Here is a 17,040-nt window from a genome sequence, read left to right as displayed (position 1 = left end):
GTCTCTTCTCCGGGTCCCCTAGGGGATCTTGCAGAGGCAGAAGGGGTGGCCCACCGGGTCGGCGTACACGCGGAAGTCGCGCTTGCCGCCGTCGTCGTCCAGGTCCAGCGGCCGGGCGCCGAGGGCGATGACCTTCTTCTCGGCGGCCTCGATCTCCTCCATGGTGCGTCCCGCGTCGAGGTCCAGGTGGACCTGCTGGGCGTTCGCGTCGGAGCGGGGCCACTCCGGCGGGCGCAGGTCGCTCACCCGCTGGAACGACACCTTGACGCGGCCGGGCAGGACGAGGTCCACCCAGTCGCCGTCGTCCTCGATGGTGCCGCCGATGATCTGCGCGTAGAACTCGGCGAGCCGGCGCGGCTCGGGACAGTCGAGGACGACGTTGCGCAGCGTGGCGAAGGGGGTGGGGGTGTCCTGGGCGTGGGCCTCGGTCATGTCTCGCTCCTTCGACGGGTGGATCAACAAGCGCAGAGGCAGAACGGGTGCCCGGCGGGGTCCGCGTAAACCCGCCAGGAACGGTCGCGGTCGGCGGCGTCGAGGACGGTGGCGCCGAGCGCGAGGATCTCCTTCTCCACGGCGTCCATGTCGTCCATGTCCTCCACTGTGAGGTCGAGGTGGAACTGTTGCGAGGCGTCGGGGGACGGCCAGGACGGGGGTACGAAACCGGGGGCCTCCTGGAAGGCCAGGGTGGCTCCCCCTTGGCCCCCGTGGCCCCCGTGGTCCTCGTGGGTCTTCAGGTCGTACCAGCCCTCGTCGCCGGGGGTGGGGGTGCCGCCTATGACGGCCGCGTAGAACTCGGCGAGGGCGAGGGGGTCGGGGCAGTCCAGGACGACGACGTTGAGCTTGGCGAGGGGCATGGTTCCCGCTTCCGTCAGGAGGGATTACCGGTCACGGATTACCTGTTAAGGGCGTTCAGCCGGTAACGGTTACTCCATACTCCCGCCAAAGGGGTAACGTCGCAACCATGAACGACAGAGCGCCCGCGCCGGGAGGGCTCGCGCTGATCCAGGAGCTGGTGAACACGCTCAACCTGGAGACGGGTGCGGACTCGCTCGCGACGGAGGAAGGGCTGCGGGCGTTCGGGCTCGCGCCGGGTGACGCGGGGGCGCTGCGGGGTGCGCAGGAGCTGCGGGAGTCCTTGCGGGCGGCGTGTCTCGCGCACGCCGGGTATCCGCCGCACCGGTCCGTGCGGGGGTTGACCGAGCTTCTCGCGGAGGGGCCCGTACGGGTACGGGTGGACGCCGCGTCCGGCGCCGCGTCGCTCGCGGCGTCCGACTCCGGGTCGCTGACGGCGCGGGTGGCGGTCGCCGTCGCGGAGGGGCTGGTCGCCGGGACGTGGCTCCGCCTCAAGGCGTGTGAGGCGGGGGACTGTCACTGGGCGTACTACGACCGGAGTCCCGCGGGGCGGGGGCGGTGGTGTGACATGGGGGTTTGTGGGGCGCGGGCCAAGATGCGGGCGTATCGGCTGCGCCGGGCTTGAGCGGATTTGGGGTTGGGGTGGGGGGCGGTTGCTCTTCGGGTGCGGGTTTGTTGTGGCTTGTCGCGCCGTTCCCCGCGCCCCTGGGGGTGGGCCCCCGGTGCGTTCTCCCGTGCGGGCCGCGTGTGGTTGCTCGCGCCGTTCCCCGCGCCCCTTAGGGGTGGTCCCCGTTGCGTACTCCCGTGCGGGCCGCGTGTGGTTGCTCGCGCCGTTCCCCGCGCCCCTAGGGGTGGTCCCGGTGCGTTCTCCCGTGCGGGCCGCGTGGGGTTGCTCGCGCCGTTCCCCGCGCCCCTTAGGGGGCCTCCGGGCGCCCTCGGGGCTGGCGCCGGTGGTATCCGCTCGAGCCCCGCCGGGTTACGCCTGGGGGCGGCCCATGGCTCGGTAGGTCCAGCCTGCTGTGCGCCAGCTCGTGGGGTTCAGGGCGTTGCGGCCGTCCAGGATCAGCGGGGTCGTCGCCGCCGCCGCCAGTTCCGCCGGGTCCAGGTCGCGGAACTCCTGCCACTCCGTGAGGTGCAGGACGACGTCCGCGCCGCGGACCGCTTCCAGGGCCGTGTCCGCGTAGCCGAGCGTGGGGAAGAGGCGGCGGGCGTTCGCCATGCCCTTGGGGTCGTACACCGTGACCTGGCCGCCCTGGAGGTGGATCTGGCCGGCGACGTTCAGGGCCGGGGAGTCCCGTACGTCGTCCGAGTCCGGCTTGAACGTCGCGCCGAGCACCGCGACCCGCTTGCCGAGGAACGAGCCGCCGCCCAGCGCCTCCCGCGCCATCTCGACCATCTGGCCGCGCCGCCGCATGTTGATGGAGTCGATCTCGCGCAGGAAGGTGAGGGCCTGGTCGGCGCCGAGTTCGCCGGCCCGCGCCATGAACGCGCGGATGTCCTTCGGCAGACAGCCGCCGCCGAAGCCGATCCCGGCCCGCAGGAACTTCTTGCCGATCCGGTCGTCGTACCCGAGGGCCTCCGCCAGCATCACGACGTCGCCGCCCGCCGCCTCGCACACCTCGGCCATGGCGTTGATGAAGGAGATCTTCGTGGCGAGGAAGGAGTTGGCGGAGGTCTTCACCAGCTCGGCCGTCGGGAAGTCCGTGACGACGAACGGGGAGCCTTCGGCGATCGGCGTCGCGTACACCTCGCGCAGCAGCTCCTCCGCGCGCTCGCTGCGCACGCCGACGACGATCCGGTCGGGGTGCAGCGTGTCCTTGACGGCGAAGCCCTCCCGCAGGAACTCGGGGTTCCAGGCCAGCTCGACCCGGTCGCCCGCGGGGGCCAGCTCCGCGAGGCGCGCCGCGAGCCGGTCCGCGCTGCCCACCGGCACGGTGGACTTGCCGACGACCAGGGCCGGCTTGGTGAGGTGCTTGGCGAGGGACTCCAGGGCGCTGTCCACGTAACTCATGTCGCACGCGTACTCGCCGTGCTTCTGCGGGGTGTTCACGCAGAGGAAGTGGACGTCGCCGAAGTCCGCCGCCTCCGCCCAGTCCATGGTGAAGCGCAGCCGGCCGCTCGCGCCCTCGAAGCCCGCGACGTGCTTGCGGAGCAGCTCCTCCAGACCGGGCTCGTACATGGGGACCTCGCCCCGCGTGAGCATGTCGATCTTCTCGGGCACGACGTCGAGCCCGAGCACCTCGTAGCCGAGCTCGGCCATGGCCGCGGCGTGCGTGGCGCCGAGATAGCCGGTGCCGATCACGGTGATCTTGAGGGCCATGCGGTGCTCCAGAGGGCTGTGGCGTCAGTGCGCAGACGAGCATAGTCCCCGTGTCCCGGCCGCTCACCGGGCACGATTTCTGCTGTCGCGAAGCTCACGTATCCCTTGCGTGGGGCGCACCACTAAAATTTGGGTTACTTAACGGTAATTAGCGTCCTTGGAGCGTGAGAGACCTTGGCCGGATCGGCTGATTTCGACCTGTACCGCCCGTCCGAGGAGCACGACATGCTCCGCGACGCGATCCGCTCGCTGGCCGAGGCGAAGATCGCGCCCTTCGCCGCCGCGGTCGACGAGGAGGCCCGCTTCCCGCAGGAGGCGCACGACGCGCTCGTCGCCAACGACCTGCACGCGGTCCACGTACCGGAGAGCTACGGCGGCGCCGGCGCCGACGCGCTCGCGACGGTCATCGTGATCGAGGAGGTGGCGCGCGTGTGTGCCAGCTCCTCGCTGATCCCGGCCGTCAACAAGCTCGGTTCGCTGCCGGTCATCCTCTCCGGCTCCGAGGAGCTGAAGAAGAAGTACATGTCGGCGCTCGCGGGCGGCGAGGGCATGTTCTCGTACTGCCTCTCCGAGCCGGACGCCGGTTCCGACGCGGCGGGCATGAAGACGAAGGCCGTGCGCGACGGCGACTTCTGGGTGCTCAACGGCGTCAAGCGGTGGATCACCAACGCGGGCGTCTCCGAGTACTACACGGTGATGGCCGTGACGGACCCGGAGAAGCGGTCGAAGGGCATCAGCGCCTTCGTCGTCGAGAAGGGCGACGAGGGTGTCTCCTTCGGCGCCCCGGAGAAGAAGCTCGGCATCAAGGGCTCCCCCACCCGCGAGGTCTACCTCGACAACGTCCGCATCCCCGCCGACCGCATGATCGGCGAGGAGGGCACGGGCTTCGCCACGGCGATGAAGACCCTGGACCACACCCGCATCACCATCGCGGCGCAGGCCCTCGGCATCGCGCAGGGCGCCCTCGACTACGCCAAGGGGTACGTCAAGGAGCGCAAGCAGTTCGGCAAGCCGATCGGCGACTTCCAGGGCATCCAGTTCATGCTCGCCGACATGGCGATGAAGATCGAGGCGGCCCGCCAGCTGACGTACGCCGCCGCGGCCAAGTCGGAGCGGGGCGACAGCGACCTCACCTTCCAGGGCGCGGCCGCCAAGTGCTTCGCCTCGGACGTGGCGATGGAGGTCACGACGGACGCGGTCCAGCTCCTCGGCGGCTACGGCTACACCCGTGACTACCCGGTCGAGCGCATGATGCGCGACGCGAAGATCACCCAGATCTACGAGGGCACGAACCAGGTCCAGCGGATCGTGATGGCGCGCAACCTGCCGTAGAGACCCCGGCACGGACGACAGCCCCTGGTATCTCGCCAGGGGCTGTTCTGGCATCAGCACGGTCGCGGTGGTCGAGGCGAGTGGACCTTGGTCGGGGCGTCCCCGGTGTGGACAGTCGGGCAGCCAAGGTCCGGTGCCGCCCGGTTCGGGGAGCACGTCACTAGGGCTACGGACAGAAATGCGGGCCTCTCCAGGTAGAAGCCGTGGGACACGTCTCCGCCCCAACCGAGCTGTTCCGCAGCGGAGTTGACCAGAAGCGCCAGCCGCGTACTGTCGCGGTCCGACTCGCAGGCGAACCGGGGTGCATACGCGGTCAGTTGTTGCCCGAGCCACTCCGCCGCTTCCTTCGGCTCCTCCCAGGTATCGCGCACCAACTTCGCGGGCTTGATCAGCCAGTGCGCCGTTTCCAGCGGCGGCAGGTCCACGGTCGGGAACTCCGCCTTCACTTCCTGGTACCGCGCGATCAGCTCCGGCTTGTCGGCCGGAGGAGGATCAGGATGCGGAGGCCGTCTCAGCGCCTCGTCGTCGAACCGTTGCTTGGAGCCGGTCCACAGGTAGCCGTGGTGGTGCAACTGTCGTCCCGTTCCATGCGAGAAGAGAGGAGCGCCCCCGGCCGCGCCTCGCGGGGCGAGCCGGGGCCGGCGGCGCCAGAGGTGGCCGTCAGGCAGACAGGCCGAAGCGGACCGGGTCGATACCGGCCGCGCTCAATTCCTCGGTGGTGAAGCGCAACGGCTCCGCACCCGGCCGCTTGCTGTCGCCCAACGCCCACGCGGCGGGGCCGATCTTCGCCAGCGTGGCGCAGGACTCGCCGTCCGGATGCGTGTTGCCTCCGCATGCCTTGTAGAACGTGGCGCCGTCGATGGGCAGGCTGTACAGGTCGGTTTCGGGCATGGGTGTGCCTTCCTGTGGGGTGAGTGCTGGGGCGGACTAAGAGCCGGCACTGATCCGTTTTCGACACGTACAAGACACCCGGGCCAACAGCCGTCGCGGACTCCCGCAAGAGCTCATGCAGCGTCGACCTGGCGTTGTCTTTCATGGCGTTGGTCAGGCTGTCGACCAGTAGTGCGGCCTCAGACGGGAGCAGATCCATCTCCGTGTCTGCCGTATGCCGACCGTTCTTCGTCAACCACATGGGGACACGAATGTTCCCATCCACATCCCGGTACGCCGGACGGCTTGGGATCGGGTCCATCCGCCAACCCTGCGGGACCTTCTGGCTGTCGTTCTTCGGTTCGGTCGGCATGAGTACATCCTCGGACCGTCACCGAGGAACCTCTAGCCCGTTTCCTGTTGCCTCAAGAAGTCGTCCCGGAGCCCTGCAACGAAGTGCCTCATTTCCTCGCCCGTGACGGCCGCGCCCTCGAAGCCATCGAACTTGTTCAGGTATAGCTCGACGTCCCTGGCTTCGGTGGTGGTGATCTCAGCATGAGGGATCTCCATGATTGCCAGGTTGGTGTCGAAGAGAACAAAGGAGGAACTGGGCAAGTCAGCCATAGGTGACGACAGGGGAAGCACCCCGATACCCACATTCGGCATTCTCGATATGGTGATGAGCTTGTCCAGCTGCGCTGCCAGCATCGAGGGGCGAACGATTTTCCATCTCAGCACGGACTCAGTGACCACGAACCGAAAGGTTCGGTCGGTGTCGTGCAAGACCTCTTGCCGGAGCAGGCGTGCACCCATCATCTTCTCTAGGGCGCCTTGCGTGTAGCCGTGTCTACTAAGGATGGCGCGAGCGTATTCGGGGGTCTGGAGTAGGCCAGGAATACATGACGGCTGGAAGAGCCGCATGAGGGTCGTTTGTGCCTCTATCGCCCGGATCTCGTCCTGGTGCTTGTGAAGCCCGGTACGCCGCAGGATGCGCCACGCCGTCGCCTCCGTGGCGGCCTTACGGGCAGCTTCGGTGAGTCGGGCCTTGACCTCCTCCGAGACCTCCAAGGCAGTGAGGATGCGCTCCACGTCTATCAGGCTCGGCGCAAGCGCTTCGTTCTCAATCTTGCTGAGCTTGCTCGGAGACATGACAGCGCTACGGGCGACCGCCTTGGCCTGCTTTCCGCTGGCTTCTCGCAGTTCCCGTAGCGCTCGACCGATACTGATGTTGTTCACGCTGGCTTGTGCTGCTCCCACCAGCCGCGGAACGGTACAGCCTTACTCAAGGCTGCGTCTCGACGCTCTAGCCATTCCTGCGCCTGCTCCTCGGGGAATATTTCTGCACCTAGGAACTCTCCGCCATCGCCGTACCGCATAGTCACGATCGAGCGTTCATCGAAGGCCCAGAAGTCCGGCACACCCTCAAGCGGGTTCGGCTGTTCGGTGGTGTCCAGGATGAAGAACTCTTCCCCGGCTTCCTGGTTCCGGACGTAACCCCAACCGAGTTCGAACCGCAGGTAATCACTCAGGGGGCGAGCCAGGATGTGCACGCGGTACATGCGCTTACCGGCATGTGTGGCATCTCGTACGGTCGTGACCCAACCGGCCGACTTATACTCTTCCGGCTGTGACTTACCGGCCAAGAATGCGTGGTAAGCGTCGACCCCACCCGACTTGCTGTAGTCGTCCAAGGTCTCAAGGCGGAACGCTTCACGCTGAAACTCCGTGAAGAGCTTTCCGAACTCGTCAGGCGAGATGTTCACGGGCCACCCTCAGAATCAGCGACATTGGGATACGCACGGCGGTTTCGTTGTTCGGTAGCTGCATGGTGGTGAGCGCTTCCTCGTCATCCACCTTGAAGCCTTGCACTAAGACGCTCCCCGTGCCCTCTACCGCCCACACGGTCGGGCACGGCCCCTCGTCGCACTCGCTTGCGAGCTGGTTGAGCTTCACTGGCCGACCCCCTGCGTAGGTTGGTGTCCTGTTCGATCCTCGCGATGCCGTGACAGGCGGGTCAAGGTGGCCCAGTTGAGAGAACAGGAAACTCGGCACGCTCGCCGCATGCCGCAGCCGTGCGGGAAGGGAAGGAAATGCTGGGGAAGCACCCCGCGGAGGGGGTGGCTCCCCAGGTCAGAGCCGTGTTCGCTGTAAAGCACGCAGATCTACGAGGGCACGAACCCGGTCCAGCGCATCGTGATGGCGCGCAACCTCCCGTAACGCGCCCTCCCGGCGCCGGGGCTGAACCAAGGTTCCACGCACCCGGCGCCGTGGCGCTGTGCCCACCCGTTCCGCCGTGCGGAATGCCTGCCCACAGCGGGAACGACTAGCCGTCCAGCTGCTCCAGCGTCGCGATCGACGGCCCCCTGTGGGACTTGAGGTCGCGGGACACGTCCTCCGCCGCGCCCAGCACCCGTACCGCGTTCCGCCACGTCAGCTTCGCGAGGTCGGACGTGGACCAGCCTCGGTCGAGGAGTTCCGCGATCAGGTTCGGGTAGCCCGAGACGTCGTCCAGACCGTTCGGCGTGAACGCCGTGCCGTCGTAGTCGCCGCCGATGCCGATGTGGTCCACGCCCGCCACCTCGCGCATGTGGTCGAGGTGGTCGGCGACCGTCGCCGCGGTGGCGATCGGGCGGGGGGTCGACTCCTCGAAGGCCGCGTGGACCTTCATGCCCGCCACCGAGGTGTCGAGGTGGTGGAAGCCGTTGGCCCGCATGTTCTCGTCGGCGGCCGCCGTCCAGTCGACCGCCGCCTGCAGGACGAACTTCGGTACGAAGGTCACCATCGCCACGCCGCCGTTGGCGGGCAGCCGCTCCAGGACGTCGTCCGGGATGTTGCGCGGATGGTCGCAGACCGCGCGCGCGGAGGAGTGCGAGAAGATCACCGGGGCCACCGACGTGTCCAGGGCCGCCCGCATCGTCGTCGCCGCGACGTGCGAGAGGTCCACCAGCATGCCGACGCGGTTCATCTCGCGCACGACCTCGTGGCCGAAGGCGGAGAGGCCGCCGACACCCGGCTCGTCCGTCGCCGAGTCCGCCCACGCGATGTTGTCGTTGTGCGTGAGCGTCATGTAGCGGACGCCCAGCGTGTGCAACGCCCGCAGCGTGGCGAGGGAGTTGTTGATGGAGTGGCCGCCCTCGGCGCCCATCAGGGAGGCGATGCGCCCCTCGGAGCGGGCCTGCTCCATGTCCGCGGCGGTCAGGGCGCGGGCCAGGTCCGCGGGGTGGCGGGTGAGCAACTGCTCGACGCAGTCGATCTGTTCGAGCGTGGCGCTGACCGCCGAGTCGCCGGTCAGGTCGGTGCGTACGTACACCGACCAGAACTGCGCGCCGACGCCGCCCGCCCGCAGCCGGGCGATGTCCGTGTGCAGGCTGCCGGTCTGGTCGGCGGCGATGTCGAGGCGGCCGAGGTCGTAACCGGCCTTCTCGCGCAGCGCCCACGGCAGGTCGTTGTGGCCGTCGACGACGGGGAAGTCGGCGAGGAGCGCGCGTGCTTCGTCGAGGGAGCTCATGCGATCACTTTCCCGAACCGAAGCCGAATCCGGAACCCGCGCCCTCGACCTTGGTCCGCAGCCGCTTGCCCTTCTCCGTCGCCTGGTCGTTCAGCTCCTGCTGGAACTCCCGCATACGGGCGAGGAGTTCGGGATCGTGCGCGGCGAGCATCCGGGCCGCGAGCAGGCCCGCGTTGCGCGCGCCGCCCACCGAGACCGTGGCCACCGGGACGCCCGCCGGCATCTGCACGATGGAGAGCAGGCTGTCCATGCCGTCCAGGTACTTCAGCGGGACGGGGACACCGATCACCGGCAGCGGCGTCACCGACGCCAGCATGCCGGGCAGGTGGGCGGCGCCGCCCGCGCCCGCGATGATCGCCTTGAGACCGCGGTCCGCGGCCTGCTCGCCGTACGCGATCATCTCGTGCGGCATGCGGTGCGCGGAGACGACGTCGACCTCGAAGGGGATCTCGAACTCGGCGAGCGCCTGCGCGGCCGCCTCCATGACGGGCCAGTCCGAGTCGGACCCCATGACGATGCCAATAACGGGGGAGGTCATTCGGTGATCGTTCCTCGGAGGTAGCCGGCTGCGTGGCGGGCGCGGTCGAGGACCTCGTCCAGATCGTCGCCGTAGGTGTTCACGTGGCCGACCTTGCGGCCGGGCTTCACGTCCTTGCCGTACATGTGGATCTTGAGCTGCGGGTCGCGGGCCATGCAGTGCAGGTACGCGGCGTACATGTCGGGGTAGTCGCCGCCGAGGACGTTGGCCATCACCGTCCACGTCGCGCGCGGGCGCGGGTCGCCCAGCGGCAGGTCGAGCACCGCGCGGACGTGGTTGGCGAACTGCGAGGTGATCGCGCCGTCCTGCGTCCAGTGGCCGGAGTTGTGCGGGCGCATCGCCAGTTCGTTGACGAGGATGCGGCCGTCGTGCGTCTCGAAGAGCTCGACGGCGAGGTGGCCGACCACGCCGAGCTCCTTGGCGATGCGCAGCGCGAGCTCCTGCGCCTCCCCCGCGAGGGCCTCGGAGAGGCCGGGCGCGGGGGCGATGACCGTGTCGCAGACGCCGTCGACCTGCTGGGACTCGACGACGGGGTAGGCCACGGCCTGGCCGTGCGGGGAGCGGACGACGTTCGCCGCGAGCTCGCGCACGAAGTCGACCTTCTCCTCGGCGAGCACCGGGACACCGGCCCGGAAGGGATCTTCGGCGTCCTCGACGGAACGGACGAACCACACCCCCTTCCCGTCATAGCCGCCCCGCACCGTCTTGAGGATCACGGGGAAGCCGTCGCCGCCGTCCACCGCGCCCTCGGCCGCGAAGGCGGCCACGTCGGCCGGGTCCTCCACGATCCGGTGGCGCGGGCAGGGCACGCCGATCTCCGTGAGCTTCTCGCGCATCACGCCCTTGTCCTGGGCGTGCACCAACGCGTCGGGCCCCGGACGGACGGGGATGCCGTCCGCCTCCAGGGCTCTGAGGTGCTCGGTGGGTACGTGTTCGTGATCGAAGGTGATCACGTCGCAGCCCCGCGCGAACTCACGCAGCGTGTCCAGGTCGCGATAGTCGCCGATGACGACTTCGCCGACGACCTGGGCCGCGGAGTCCTGCGGGGTGTCACTGAGGAGCTTGAATTTCAGGCCGAGGGGGATGCCCGCCTCGTGGGTCATGCGGGCGAGCTGACCGCCGCCGACCATGCCGACTACCGGGAACGTCACACCCCCAGGGTATCGGCCGGTATCCGCCGCCGGACATCGGCCGGATCCGGTGCCCTCCGTGACCCCCGCGTCACAGCGGTGCCACAGTGTCCGGGCGCCCGCGCGCGCCGGGCAGGCCCGCTGGTTAGCATGGCTGGGTCGACACGACCGAAACACCAATCCGTCGGCACGTACACGACCGGGACGCATCGACCGGTACGCATCGACGGGGGCTGGGGCGACGACCATGACGGAACGCGGCGCACTGCGGGTGCGGCTGAACAGCCTCAAGCGCGAGATCGCCAAGTTCGGGGCCGTGGGGGCGGTCGGGACCCTGGTGAACTTCGGCGTCTTCAACCTCGTACGGCACGTGACGGATCTGCACGTGGTGCGGGCCAGCGTGATCGCGACGGTGGTCGCCATCGCCTTCAACTACGTGGGGTTCCGCTACTTCACGTACCGCGACCGCGACAAGAGCGGCCGCACCAAGGAGCTCACGCTGTTCCTGCTGTTCAGCGTGGTCGGCCTGGTGATCGAGAACGGCGTGCTCTACGCCGCGACGTACTGGTTCGGCTGGGACGGCAAGCTGCAGGCGAACTTCTTCAAGTTCCTCGGCATGGGCATCGCGACGCTCTTCCGCTTCTGGTCCTACCGCACCTGGGTCTTCAAGGCGCTGCCCGCCCGCGAGACCGTCGCGCATGCGGAATCGTTCCTGGAGGAGCCGGAGGAGCCGCCGGTCGTACGACGGGCGAGCTGAGCGGTCCCTTCGTCCTCGCTCACCGCACCGTGTGGTCCTCCGGGGCGTCGGGGTCGACGCCCCGGGAGAGCGGCGTGCGCGACAGGAAGAGGCCGAACACCGGCGGCTTGGTCTGCAGCATCTCCAGGCGGCCGCCGTCCGCCTCGGCCAGATCCCGGGCCACCGCGAGGCCGATTCCCGTCGAGTTGCGGCCGCTGATGGTCCGCTCGAAGATCCGCGCGCCGAGGTCGGCGGGGACGCCCGGCCCCTCGTCCGTGACCTCGATGACGGCCTGGTTGCCGGTGACGCGGGTACGCAGGGCGACGGTGCCTCCCCCGTGCATCAGCGAGTTCTCGATCAGCGCGGCGAGCACCTGCGCCACCGCGCCCGGCGTGCCCACCGCCTCCAGGTGCCGCTTGCCCGAGCTGACGATGGCGCGGCCCGCGCTGCGGTAGGCCGGGCGCCACTCCTCCAGTTGCTGCTTGACGACCTCGTCCAGGTCGAAGGCGACGGCCGAACCGGTGCGCGGATCACGGGAGTTGGTGAGCAGCCGCTCCACGACGTCGGTCAGCCGCTCGACCTGGGCCAGCGCGATCGTGGCCTCCTCCTTCACGGTGTCGAGCTCCTCGGTGACGGTGATCTCCTCGAGGCGCATGGAGAGCGCGGTGAGCGGGGTGCGCAGTTGGTGCGAGGCGTCGGCGGCGAGCCGGCGCTCGGCGGTCAGCATGCGGCCGATCCGCTCGGCGGAGGAGTCCAGGACGTCGGCGACCCGGTCCAGCTCCGGCACCCCGTACCGCTTGTGGCGGGGGCGCGGGTCGCCGGAGCCGAGGCGCTCCGCGGTCTCGGCGAGGTCGGTGAGGGGGGAGGCGAGGCGGTTGGCCTGGCGCACCGCGAGGAGTACGGCGGCGACGATGGCGAGCAGCGCCACGGCGGCGATGATCAGGAGGGTACGGCCGACCTCACGGGTGACGGCGGCCTTCGGCTCCTGGACGGTGACCTGCTCGCCCTGCTCGCCGGGGCGGGTGACGCTGATGACCTCGCCGCCGGGGCGGGTGCCGATCTCGATGGGCGCGCGGCCCGGGAGCTCGATGCGGGCGTAGCGGTCGGTGGCGACCTGGTCGCGCAGGATGTCGCCGGTGATCTTCTCCTCGCTGATCAGCCGGCTGTCGACGATGCTGGCGAGGCGCAGCGCCTCGGAGTCCACGCGCTCCTTGGCGCTGCTGCTGATCGTCTTGGTCTCGACGATGACGAGGCTCACGCCGAAGACGGCGATCACGACGAGGACCACGGCGAGGGTGCTGTTGATCAGGCGACGGCGCATGGGGTCAGTCTCTCGCGTGCGCCCCTCCCGGGGCACGGGGGACGGTTTGCCTCACCCCGTCAGGGGCGTGGGGAACTGCGCGGCCGGCCCTCCACAACCCGCAGACGCGTCTGCCTGCGGCGGTTCAATGGCGGCTGCGGGCCGTCCTCGCCCGCTCGCGCCGTTCCCCGCGCCCCTTACGGGGCTCGGCCCCCCGGAGGCGCGGGGAACTGTGCGCCGTCCGGGGCCAGGCCCCCCGGAGGGGGTGCCGTCAGCTTTTTTCGAAGCGGAAACCTACGCCCCGTACCGTCGCGATGTACCGGGGGTTCGCCGCGTCGTCGCCCAGTTTCTTGCGGAGCCAGGAGATGTGCATGTCGAGCGTCTTGGTCGACGACCACCACGTCGTGTCCCAGACCTCGCGCATCAGCTGGTCGCGGGTGACGACCCGGCCCGCGTCCCGTACGAGCACCCTCAGGAGGTCGAACTCCTTGGCGGTGAGCTGGAGTTCTTCGTCGCCCATCCACGCGCGGTGCGACTCGACGTCGATCCGTACGCCGTGCGTGGCGGGCGCCTCCTTCGGCTCGCTCGCCCCGCGCCGCAGCAGCGCCCGGACCCGGGCGAGCAGCTCGGCGAGGCGGAACGGCTTGGTCACGTAGTCGTCGGCGCCCGCGTCCAGACCGACGACGGTGTCCACCTCGTCGGCGCGCGCGGTCAGGATGAGGATCGGCACCGTGAGCCCGTCGGCGCGCAGCCGGCGCGCCACCTCCAGGCCGTCCATGCCGGGCAGCCCCAGATCGAGGACGACAAGATCGACACCGCCCTGCAGACCGGCGTCGAGGGCGGTCGGGCCGTCCTCACGCACTTCGACCTCGTAACCCTCCCTGCGCAGGGCGCGAGCCAGTGGCTCCGAGATGGACGCGTCGTCCTCGGCGAGCAGTACACGGGTCATGGAGTGATGGTAGTCCGCACTGGACAGCCCTCGTGAGCTGCTCGCACAGTGGAGGTGCGAGCCTGCGTCCCTGGGATGCGATTCTGAGAAACACCTTTGAATGTGTGCCATTGGTTGCAGCGACACCTGTGATCCATGTCTCAAGTCCTTCCATATGCATCCCTGCCGTGTCGTATGGTGACCCAACGCCTGATGCACTACTCAAGGACCTTTGGCCCGCTGTGCGCGCCTTAGGTCTCTTTTATGTGCGGGCCGGCTCCGGCCAGCCTTGAAAGGAATGACCTGTGGTCGGGCCCTGAGCGTGAGGATGCGCCAGGGTGTGGATCCCGGAGTCGCCGTCCCTCATCTCTCGACAGGGGTGAATCTCCCCTGGGCGTGGGGTTGGACGCCGCGACAACGGTGCCGACCGCCCCCCACCGGGCGCGCTCACGCTCCTGCCGCGCGTCCCGAACCCACGAGGATCGACCATGGCGTCCAGCCTGACGAAGGACTCGGCCAGTACCCCTGGCAGCGAGAAGACCTTCTTCGGCCACCCCCGCGGACTGGCCACACTCTTCATGACCGAAATGTGGGAGCGCTACAGCTTCTACGGCATGAAGGCCCTGCTCCCGCTGTATCTGATCGCCCCCGGCGGCATGGGCATGAGCGCCACGACGGCGACGGCGATCTACTCCGTCTACATGTCGATGGTCTACCTGCTCGCCATGCCCGGCGGCTGGATGGCGGACCGCTTCTGGGGTCCGCGCAAGACGGTCGTCATCGGTGCCTCCGTCGTCATCCTCGGACACATCACGCTCGCGCTGCCGACCTCGACCTCCTTCTTCGCCGGCCTGGCGCTCGTCGCCATCGGTTCCGGCCTGCTGAAGGCGAACATCTCCGTGATGGTCGGCCACCTCTACAAGGGCCCGCAGGACCCGCGCCGTGACGGTGGCTTCACGCTCTTCTACATCGGCATCAACCTCGGTGCCTTCCTCGCCCCGCTGTCCATCGGCACGGTCGGCGAGAACGTCAACTGGCACTTCGGCTTCGCGCTCGCCGCGGTCGGCATGGCGCTCGGCCTGGCCCAGTTCATGCTCGGCTCGCGCCACCTGAGCGAGCAGAGCAGCGTGATCTCCCAGCCCGCGACGCCCGAGCAGCGCCGCTCCGCGCTGCGCACCGGCCTGATCTGGCTGATCGTCGCCGCCGCGCTCTACACGCTGATGGGCGTCACCGGCAACTTCGCCGACTGGGCGCTGATGCCGCTGATCATCGCCGGTCTGGTCATCCCGGTCACGGTCCTCGCCCGCATGAAGCGCGACAAGGAGCTCTCGCAGCTGGAGCAGTCGAAGCTGTCCGGCTACATCTGGTTCTTCGTGGTCGCCGCCGTCTTCTGGATGATCTACGACCAGAACGGCTCGACCCTGTCGATCTTCGGCAAGGGCTCGACGACCAACAACCTGCTCGGGTTCGACTTCCCGACCTCCTGGTACCAGTCGCTGAACCCGATCTTCATCATGGCGCTGGCCCCCATCGTCGCCTCGGCCTGGCTGTGGCTGAACAAGCGGGGCAAGGAGCCGAGCACGGCCGTCAAGTTCGCCTCCAGCCTGACGCTGATCGGCATCTCGTTCGCCGTCTTCCTCATCCCGCTGATCGACACCGCCAACAACGGCGGCCGGGTCAGCCCGATGTGGCTCGTGGCGATCTACTTCATCCAGACCGTCGGCGAGCTCTGCCTCTCCCCGGTCGGCCTCTCGCTCACCACGAAGATGGCGCCGGAGAAGTACAGCGCGCAGATGATGGGTGTCTGGTTCCTCGCGGTCACCGCGGGCGACTCGGTGACGGGTCTGCTGACGTCTCCGCAGCTCGGGGTCGATCTGAACAACTCGGGCGCGGTCGCGGTCGAGGCGATTCTCGCGGTCCTCGCGGGCTTCGGGATCTGGACGTCGCGCAAGAAGGTCAAGGAACTGATGGGCTCGGTCAACTGACCGTTTCCCACCATCTGTGAGGCCTTCCGCCGTGGAAAGGGCCGCTGCTCCGGGTGACGGAGCGGCGGCCCTTTTCGCTGCTGTGTCTCCGTTGCTTGTGTTTCCTTCGCGGCATGCGAACAGAGGGCCGTTCGGCCACTCGCGGTGGTGGTGCGGAGCGTTTCTGCGGGTGCGGGGCGGCCGTGGCGTGGAGCATCTGGCCCATGCGTCGTACGTTGCTGTCCTTGGCCCTCTGCGGGGCGCTCCTGTCGTCCAGCGCGGCGGCGGAGGCGACCCCCGAGGTCTCGTCCCGGCCGGCTGCCGGGCTGCCCTCCGCCCCCTCCGCCTCCCCCTCCCCTGGCCAGGTCTTCCGGTACGGGGGACATCCGCGCCAGAACATCACCGTGTACGGGCGGAAGGGGCCCGCGCTGGTGATCCTGCACGGTGGTTACTGGGCGCACGACACGGACTGGAGCGGGTGGGCGCGGTGGTTCGCGGCACGCGGGTTCACCGTGTACGACACGGACTACCGGCTGACGTCGGACGCGGTGTGGCCCGCGCAGCGGGACGACGTGCTGGCGGCGCTGCGGTGGGTACGGCGGCACCGGGGCGGTGGGCGCCCGCTCGTCCTCGGCTCGTCGGCGGGCGGGCACCTTGCGCTGCAGGCCGGGTTGTACGGGGCCGGGCGGGACCGGGTACGGGGGGTCGTGGCCCTCTCCCCCGTGGCGTCGCCGTACCGCGCCTGGCGGGACGGGGCGCGGCTCGGGGCGTCCGCGGAGCGGCGCAGGCTGCGGGGGGCCGCGGAGCGGCTTGCGGGGTGTGTGCCGGGGTTGTTGGGGGCGGGGCGGGGGTGTGGGCGGACGTGGGAGGACCTGTCCGTCGCCTCCCACGCGTCTGGGTCGACTGACGCGCCGTTGTTGCTGGTCCACTCCGTGGGGGACTTTGTGCCGGTGGCGCATTCTGTGGAGGTGGCGGAGGCGGAGAGGGGGGCGGGTTCGGGTTCGGGTTCGGGTGACGTCACCGTCCCGACGGTGGCGGGGTCTGCGCACGGGGGTGCGGTGCTCAAGGGGCGGGGGGTGGCTGGGGCGGTCGTGAGCTGGCTCAGAAGGCGGTAGCCCTGCGGTCGGCTTGAACAGAGCTTGCGCAGTTCCCCGCGCCCCTGAACGTCTGCCCGCGCCAGTCCGTTTCCGAGTGCGGGCCGCACTCGGTCGCTCGCGCAGTTCCCCGCGCCCCTCAGCGTCTGCCCCCCGCCCGTCCATTTTCGAGTGCGGGCCGCCCTGGGTTGCTCGCGCAGTTCCCCGCGCCCCTCAGCGTCTGCCCCCGACGGTCCGTTTTCGGGTGCGGGCCGCCCTCGGTTGCTCGCGCAGTTCCCCGCGCCCCTGGACGTCTGCCCGCGCCGGTGCGATTTCGAGTGCGGGCCGCCCTCGGTCGCTCGCGCAGTTCCCCGCGCCCCTAAGCATCTGCCCCCGCCGGTCCGTTTTCGGGTGCGGGCCGTGCCTGGTTGCTCGCGCAGTTCCCCGCGCCCCTGGACGTCTGCTCGCGCCGGTCCGTTTTCGGGTGCG

The 17,040-nt window shown here is 69.3% G+C and carries 18 protein-coding genes; 5 read left to right on the top strand and 13 right to left on the bottom strand.

Annotation, left to right across the window (positions count from 1 at the left end; genetic code table 11):
- Positions 1-18: 18 nt before the first annotated feature.
- Positions 19-432: a VOC family protein gene (locus tag ACFYO9_RS23635; protein WP_355820189.1), complete on the bottom strand. Its 414-nt coding sequence runs from the start codon at positions 430-432 to the stop codon at positions 19-21.
- 23 nt (positions 433-455) lie between these two features.
- The gene (locus tag ACFYO9_RS23630) at positions 456-854 is read right to left on the bottom strand and encodes a VOC family protein (RefSeq protein ID WP_358776174.1); all 399 of its coding nucleotides are present in this window, start codon (positions 852-854) and stop codon (positions 456-458) included.
- 107 nt (positions 855-961) lie between these two features.
- Here ACFYO9_RS23630 and ACFYO9_RS23625 point away from each other — a divergent pair, with 107 nt between their 5' ends.
- Positions 962-1,477, top strand: coding sequence for a CGNR zinc finger domain-containing protein (locus tag ACFYO9_RS23625; RefSeq protein WP_358713404.1), 516 nt, complete (start codon positions 962-964; stop codon positions 1,475-1,477).
- Positions 1,478-1,828: 351 nt separating this feature from the next.
- On the opposite strand, the gene ACFYO9_RS23620 is transcribed toward ACFYO9_RS23625, so the two are convergent.
- Positions 1,829-3,172 carry a UDP-glucose/GDP-mannose dehydrogenase family protein gene (locus tag ACFYO9_RS23620; protein ID WP_358776176.1) on the bottom strand — a complete coding sequence of 448 codons (1,344 nt, stop codon included), beginning with the start codon at positions 3,170-3,172 and terminating at the stop codon, positions 1,829-1,831.
- A gap of 174 nt (positions 3,173-3,346) precedes the next feature.
- Here ACFYO9_RS23620 and ACFYO9_RS23615 point away from each other — a divergent pair, with 174 nt between their 5' ends.
- Positions 3,347-4,504 carry an acyl-CoA dehydrogenase family protein gene (locus tag ACFYO9_RS23615; RefSeq protein ID WP_355820182.1) on the top strand — a complete coding sequence of 386 codons (1,158 nt, stop codon included), beginning with the start codon at positions 3,347-3,349 and terminating at the stop codon, positions 4,502-4,504.
- Between the two features lie 53 nt (positions 4,505-4,557).
- Here the strand turns inward: ACFYO9_RS23615 and ACFYO9_RS23610 are convergent, their stop codons facing one another.
- The 8 genes from ACFYO9_RS23610 to ACFYO9_RS23575 form a co-directional block, all read right to left on the bottom strand.
- The gene (locus tag ACFYO9_RS23610) at positions 4,558-5,076 is read right to left on the bottom strand and encodes a hypothetical protein (protein ID WP_358776178.1); all 519 of its coding nucleotides are present in this window, start codon (positions 5,074-5,076) and stop codon (positions 4,558-4,560) included.
- Between the two features lie 88 nt (positions 5,077-5,164).
- A complete protein-coding gene (locus ACFYO9_RS23605) occupies positions 5,165-5,395 on the bottom strand; it encodes a DUF397 domain-containing protein (protein WP_358776180.1) in 231 nt (76 codons plus the stop codon).
- A gap of 384 nt (positions 5,396-5,779) precedes the next feature.
- Positions 5,780-6,610 carry a helix-turn-helix transcriptional regulator gene (locus tag ACFYO9_RS23600; protein ID WP_358776182.1) on the bottom strand — a complete coding sequence of 277 codons (831 nt, stop codon included), beginning with the start codon at positions 6,608-6,610 and terminating at the stop codon, positions 5,780-5,782.
- Entirely contained in the window at positions 6,607-7,137 is a 531-nt protein-coding gene (locus ACFYO9_RS23595) for a DUF6879 family protein (RefSeq protein WP_358776184.1), read from the bottom strand. Before ACFYO9_RS23595 ends, ACFYO9_RS23600 begins: the two co-directional genes overlap by 4 nt.
- A complete protein-coding gene (locus ACFYO9_RS23590; protein ID WP_125055969.1) occupies positions 7,121-7,327 on the bottom strand; it encodes a hypothetical protein in 207 nt (68 codons plus the stop codon). Before ACFYO9_RS23590 ends, ACFYO9_RS23595 begins: the two co-directional genes overlap by 17 nt.
- Before the next feature lie 370 nt (positions 7,328-7,697).
- Positions 7,698-8,882 (bottom strand): dipeptidase, encoded by a 1,185-nt coding sequence (locus ACFYO9_RS23585; RefSeq protein WP_358776186.1) that lies wholly within the window; start codon positions 8,880-8,882, stop codon positions 7,698-7,700.
- A 4-nt stretch (positions 8,883-8,886) separates the two neighbouring features.
- Positions 8,887-9,420, bottom strand: coding sequence for a 5-(carboxyamino)imidazole ribonucleotide mutase (gene purE / locus ACFYO9_RS23580; RefSeq protein WP_355807255.1), 534 nt, complete (start codon positions 9,418-9,420; stop codon positions 8,887-8,889).
- Positions 9,417-10,550 carry a 5-(carboxyamino)imidazole ribonucleotide synthase gene (locus ACFYO9_RS23575; RefSeq protein WP_388666537.1) on the bottom strand — a complete coding sequence of 378 codons (1,134 nt, stop codon included), beginning with the start codon at positions 10,548-10,550 and terminating at the stop codon, positions 9,417-9,419. Before ACFYO9_RS23575 ends, purE begins: the two co-directional genes overlap by 4 nt.
- 247 nt (positions 10,551-10,797) lie before the next feature.
- On the opposite strand from ACFYO9_RS23575, the gene ACFYO9_RS23570 reads away from it, so the two are divergent.
- Positions 10,798-11,307 (top strand): GtrA family protein, encoded by a 510-nt coding sequence (locus tag ACFYO9_RS23570; protein WP_355807259.1) that lies wholly within the window; start codon positions 10,798-10,800, stop codon positions 11,305-11,307.
- A 19-nt stretch (positions 11,308-11,326) separates the two neighbouring features.
- Here ACFYO9_RS23570 and ACFYO9_RS23565 read toward each other — a convergent pair whose 3' ends face one another.
- Both ACFYO9_RS23565 and ACFYO9_RS23560 read right to left on the bottom strand, forming a co-directional pair.
- Entirely contained in the window at positions 11,327-12,607 is a 1,281-nt protein-coding gene (locus tag ACFYO9_RS23565) for an ATP-binding protein (RefSeq protein WP_358776190.1), read from the bottom strand.
- A 250-nt stretch (positions 12,608-12,857) separates the two neighbouring features.
- Positions 12,858-13,535 carry a response regulator transcription factor gene (locus tag ACFYO9_RS23560; protein ID WP_150168682.1) on the bottom strand — a complete coding sequence of 226 codons (678 nt, stop codon included), beginning with the start codon at positions 13,533-13,535 and terminating at the stop codon, positions 12,858-12,860.
- A gap of 467 nt (positions 13,536-14,002) precedes the next feature.
- Here ACFYO9_RS23560 and ACFYO9_RS23555 point away from each other — a divergent pair, with 467 nt between their 5' ends.
- Together ACFYO9_RS23555 and ACFYO9_RS23550 are read left to right on the top strand one after the other, a co-directional pair.
- Entirely contained in the window at positions 14,003-15,499 is a 1,497-nt protein-coding gene (locus ACFYO9_RS23555) for an oligopeptide:H+ symporter (protein WP_358776192.1), read from the top strand.
- Positions 15,500-15,702: 203 nt separating this feature from the next.
- Positions 15,703-16,593: an alpha/beta hydrolase gene (locus ACFYO9_RS23550; protein WP_358776194.1), complete on the top strand. Its 891-nt coding sequence runs from the start codon at positions 15,703-15,705 to the stop codon at positions 16,591-16,593.
- The last annotated feature ends 447 nt before the right edge of the window (positions 16,594-17,040 follow it).

It is taken from the genome of Streptomyces sp. NPDC005863 (assembly GCF_042871345.1).
Classification (GTDB): domain Bacteria; phylum Actinomycetota; class Actinomycetes; order Streptomycetales; family Streptomycetaceae; genus Streptomyces.
The sequence above is the reverse complement of the archived record's forward strand: the minus strand, read 5'-3'. Positions and strand labels throughout refer to the sequence as shown.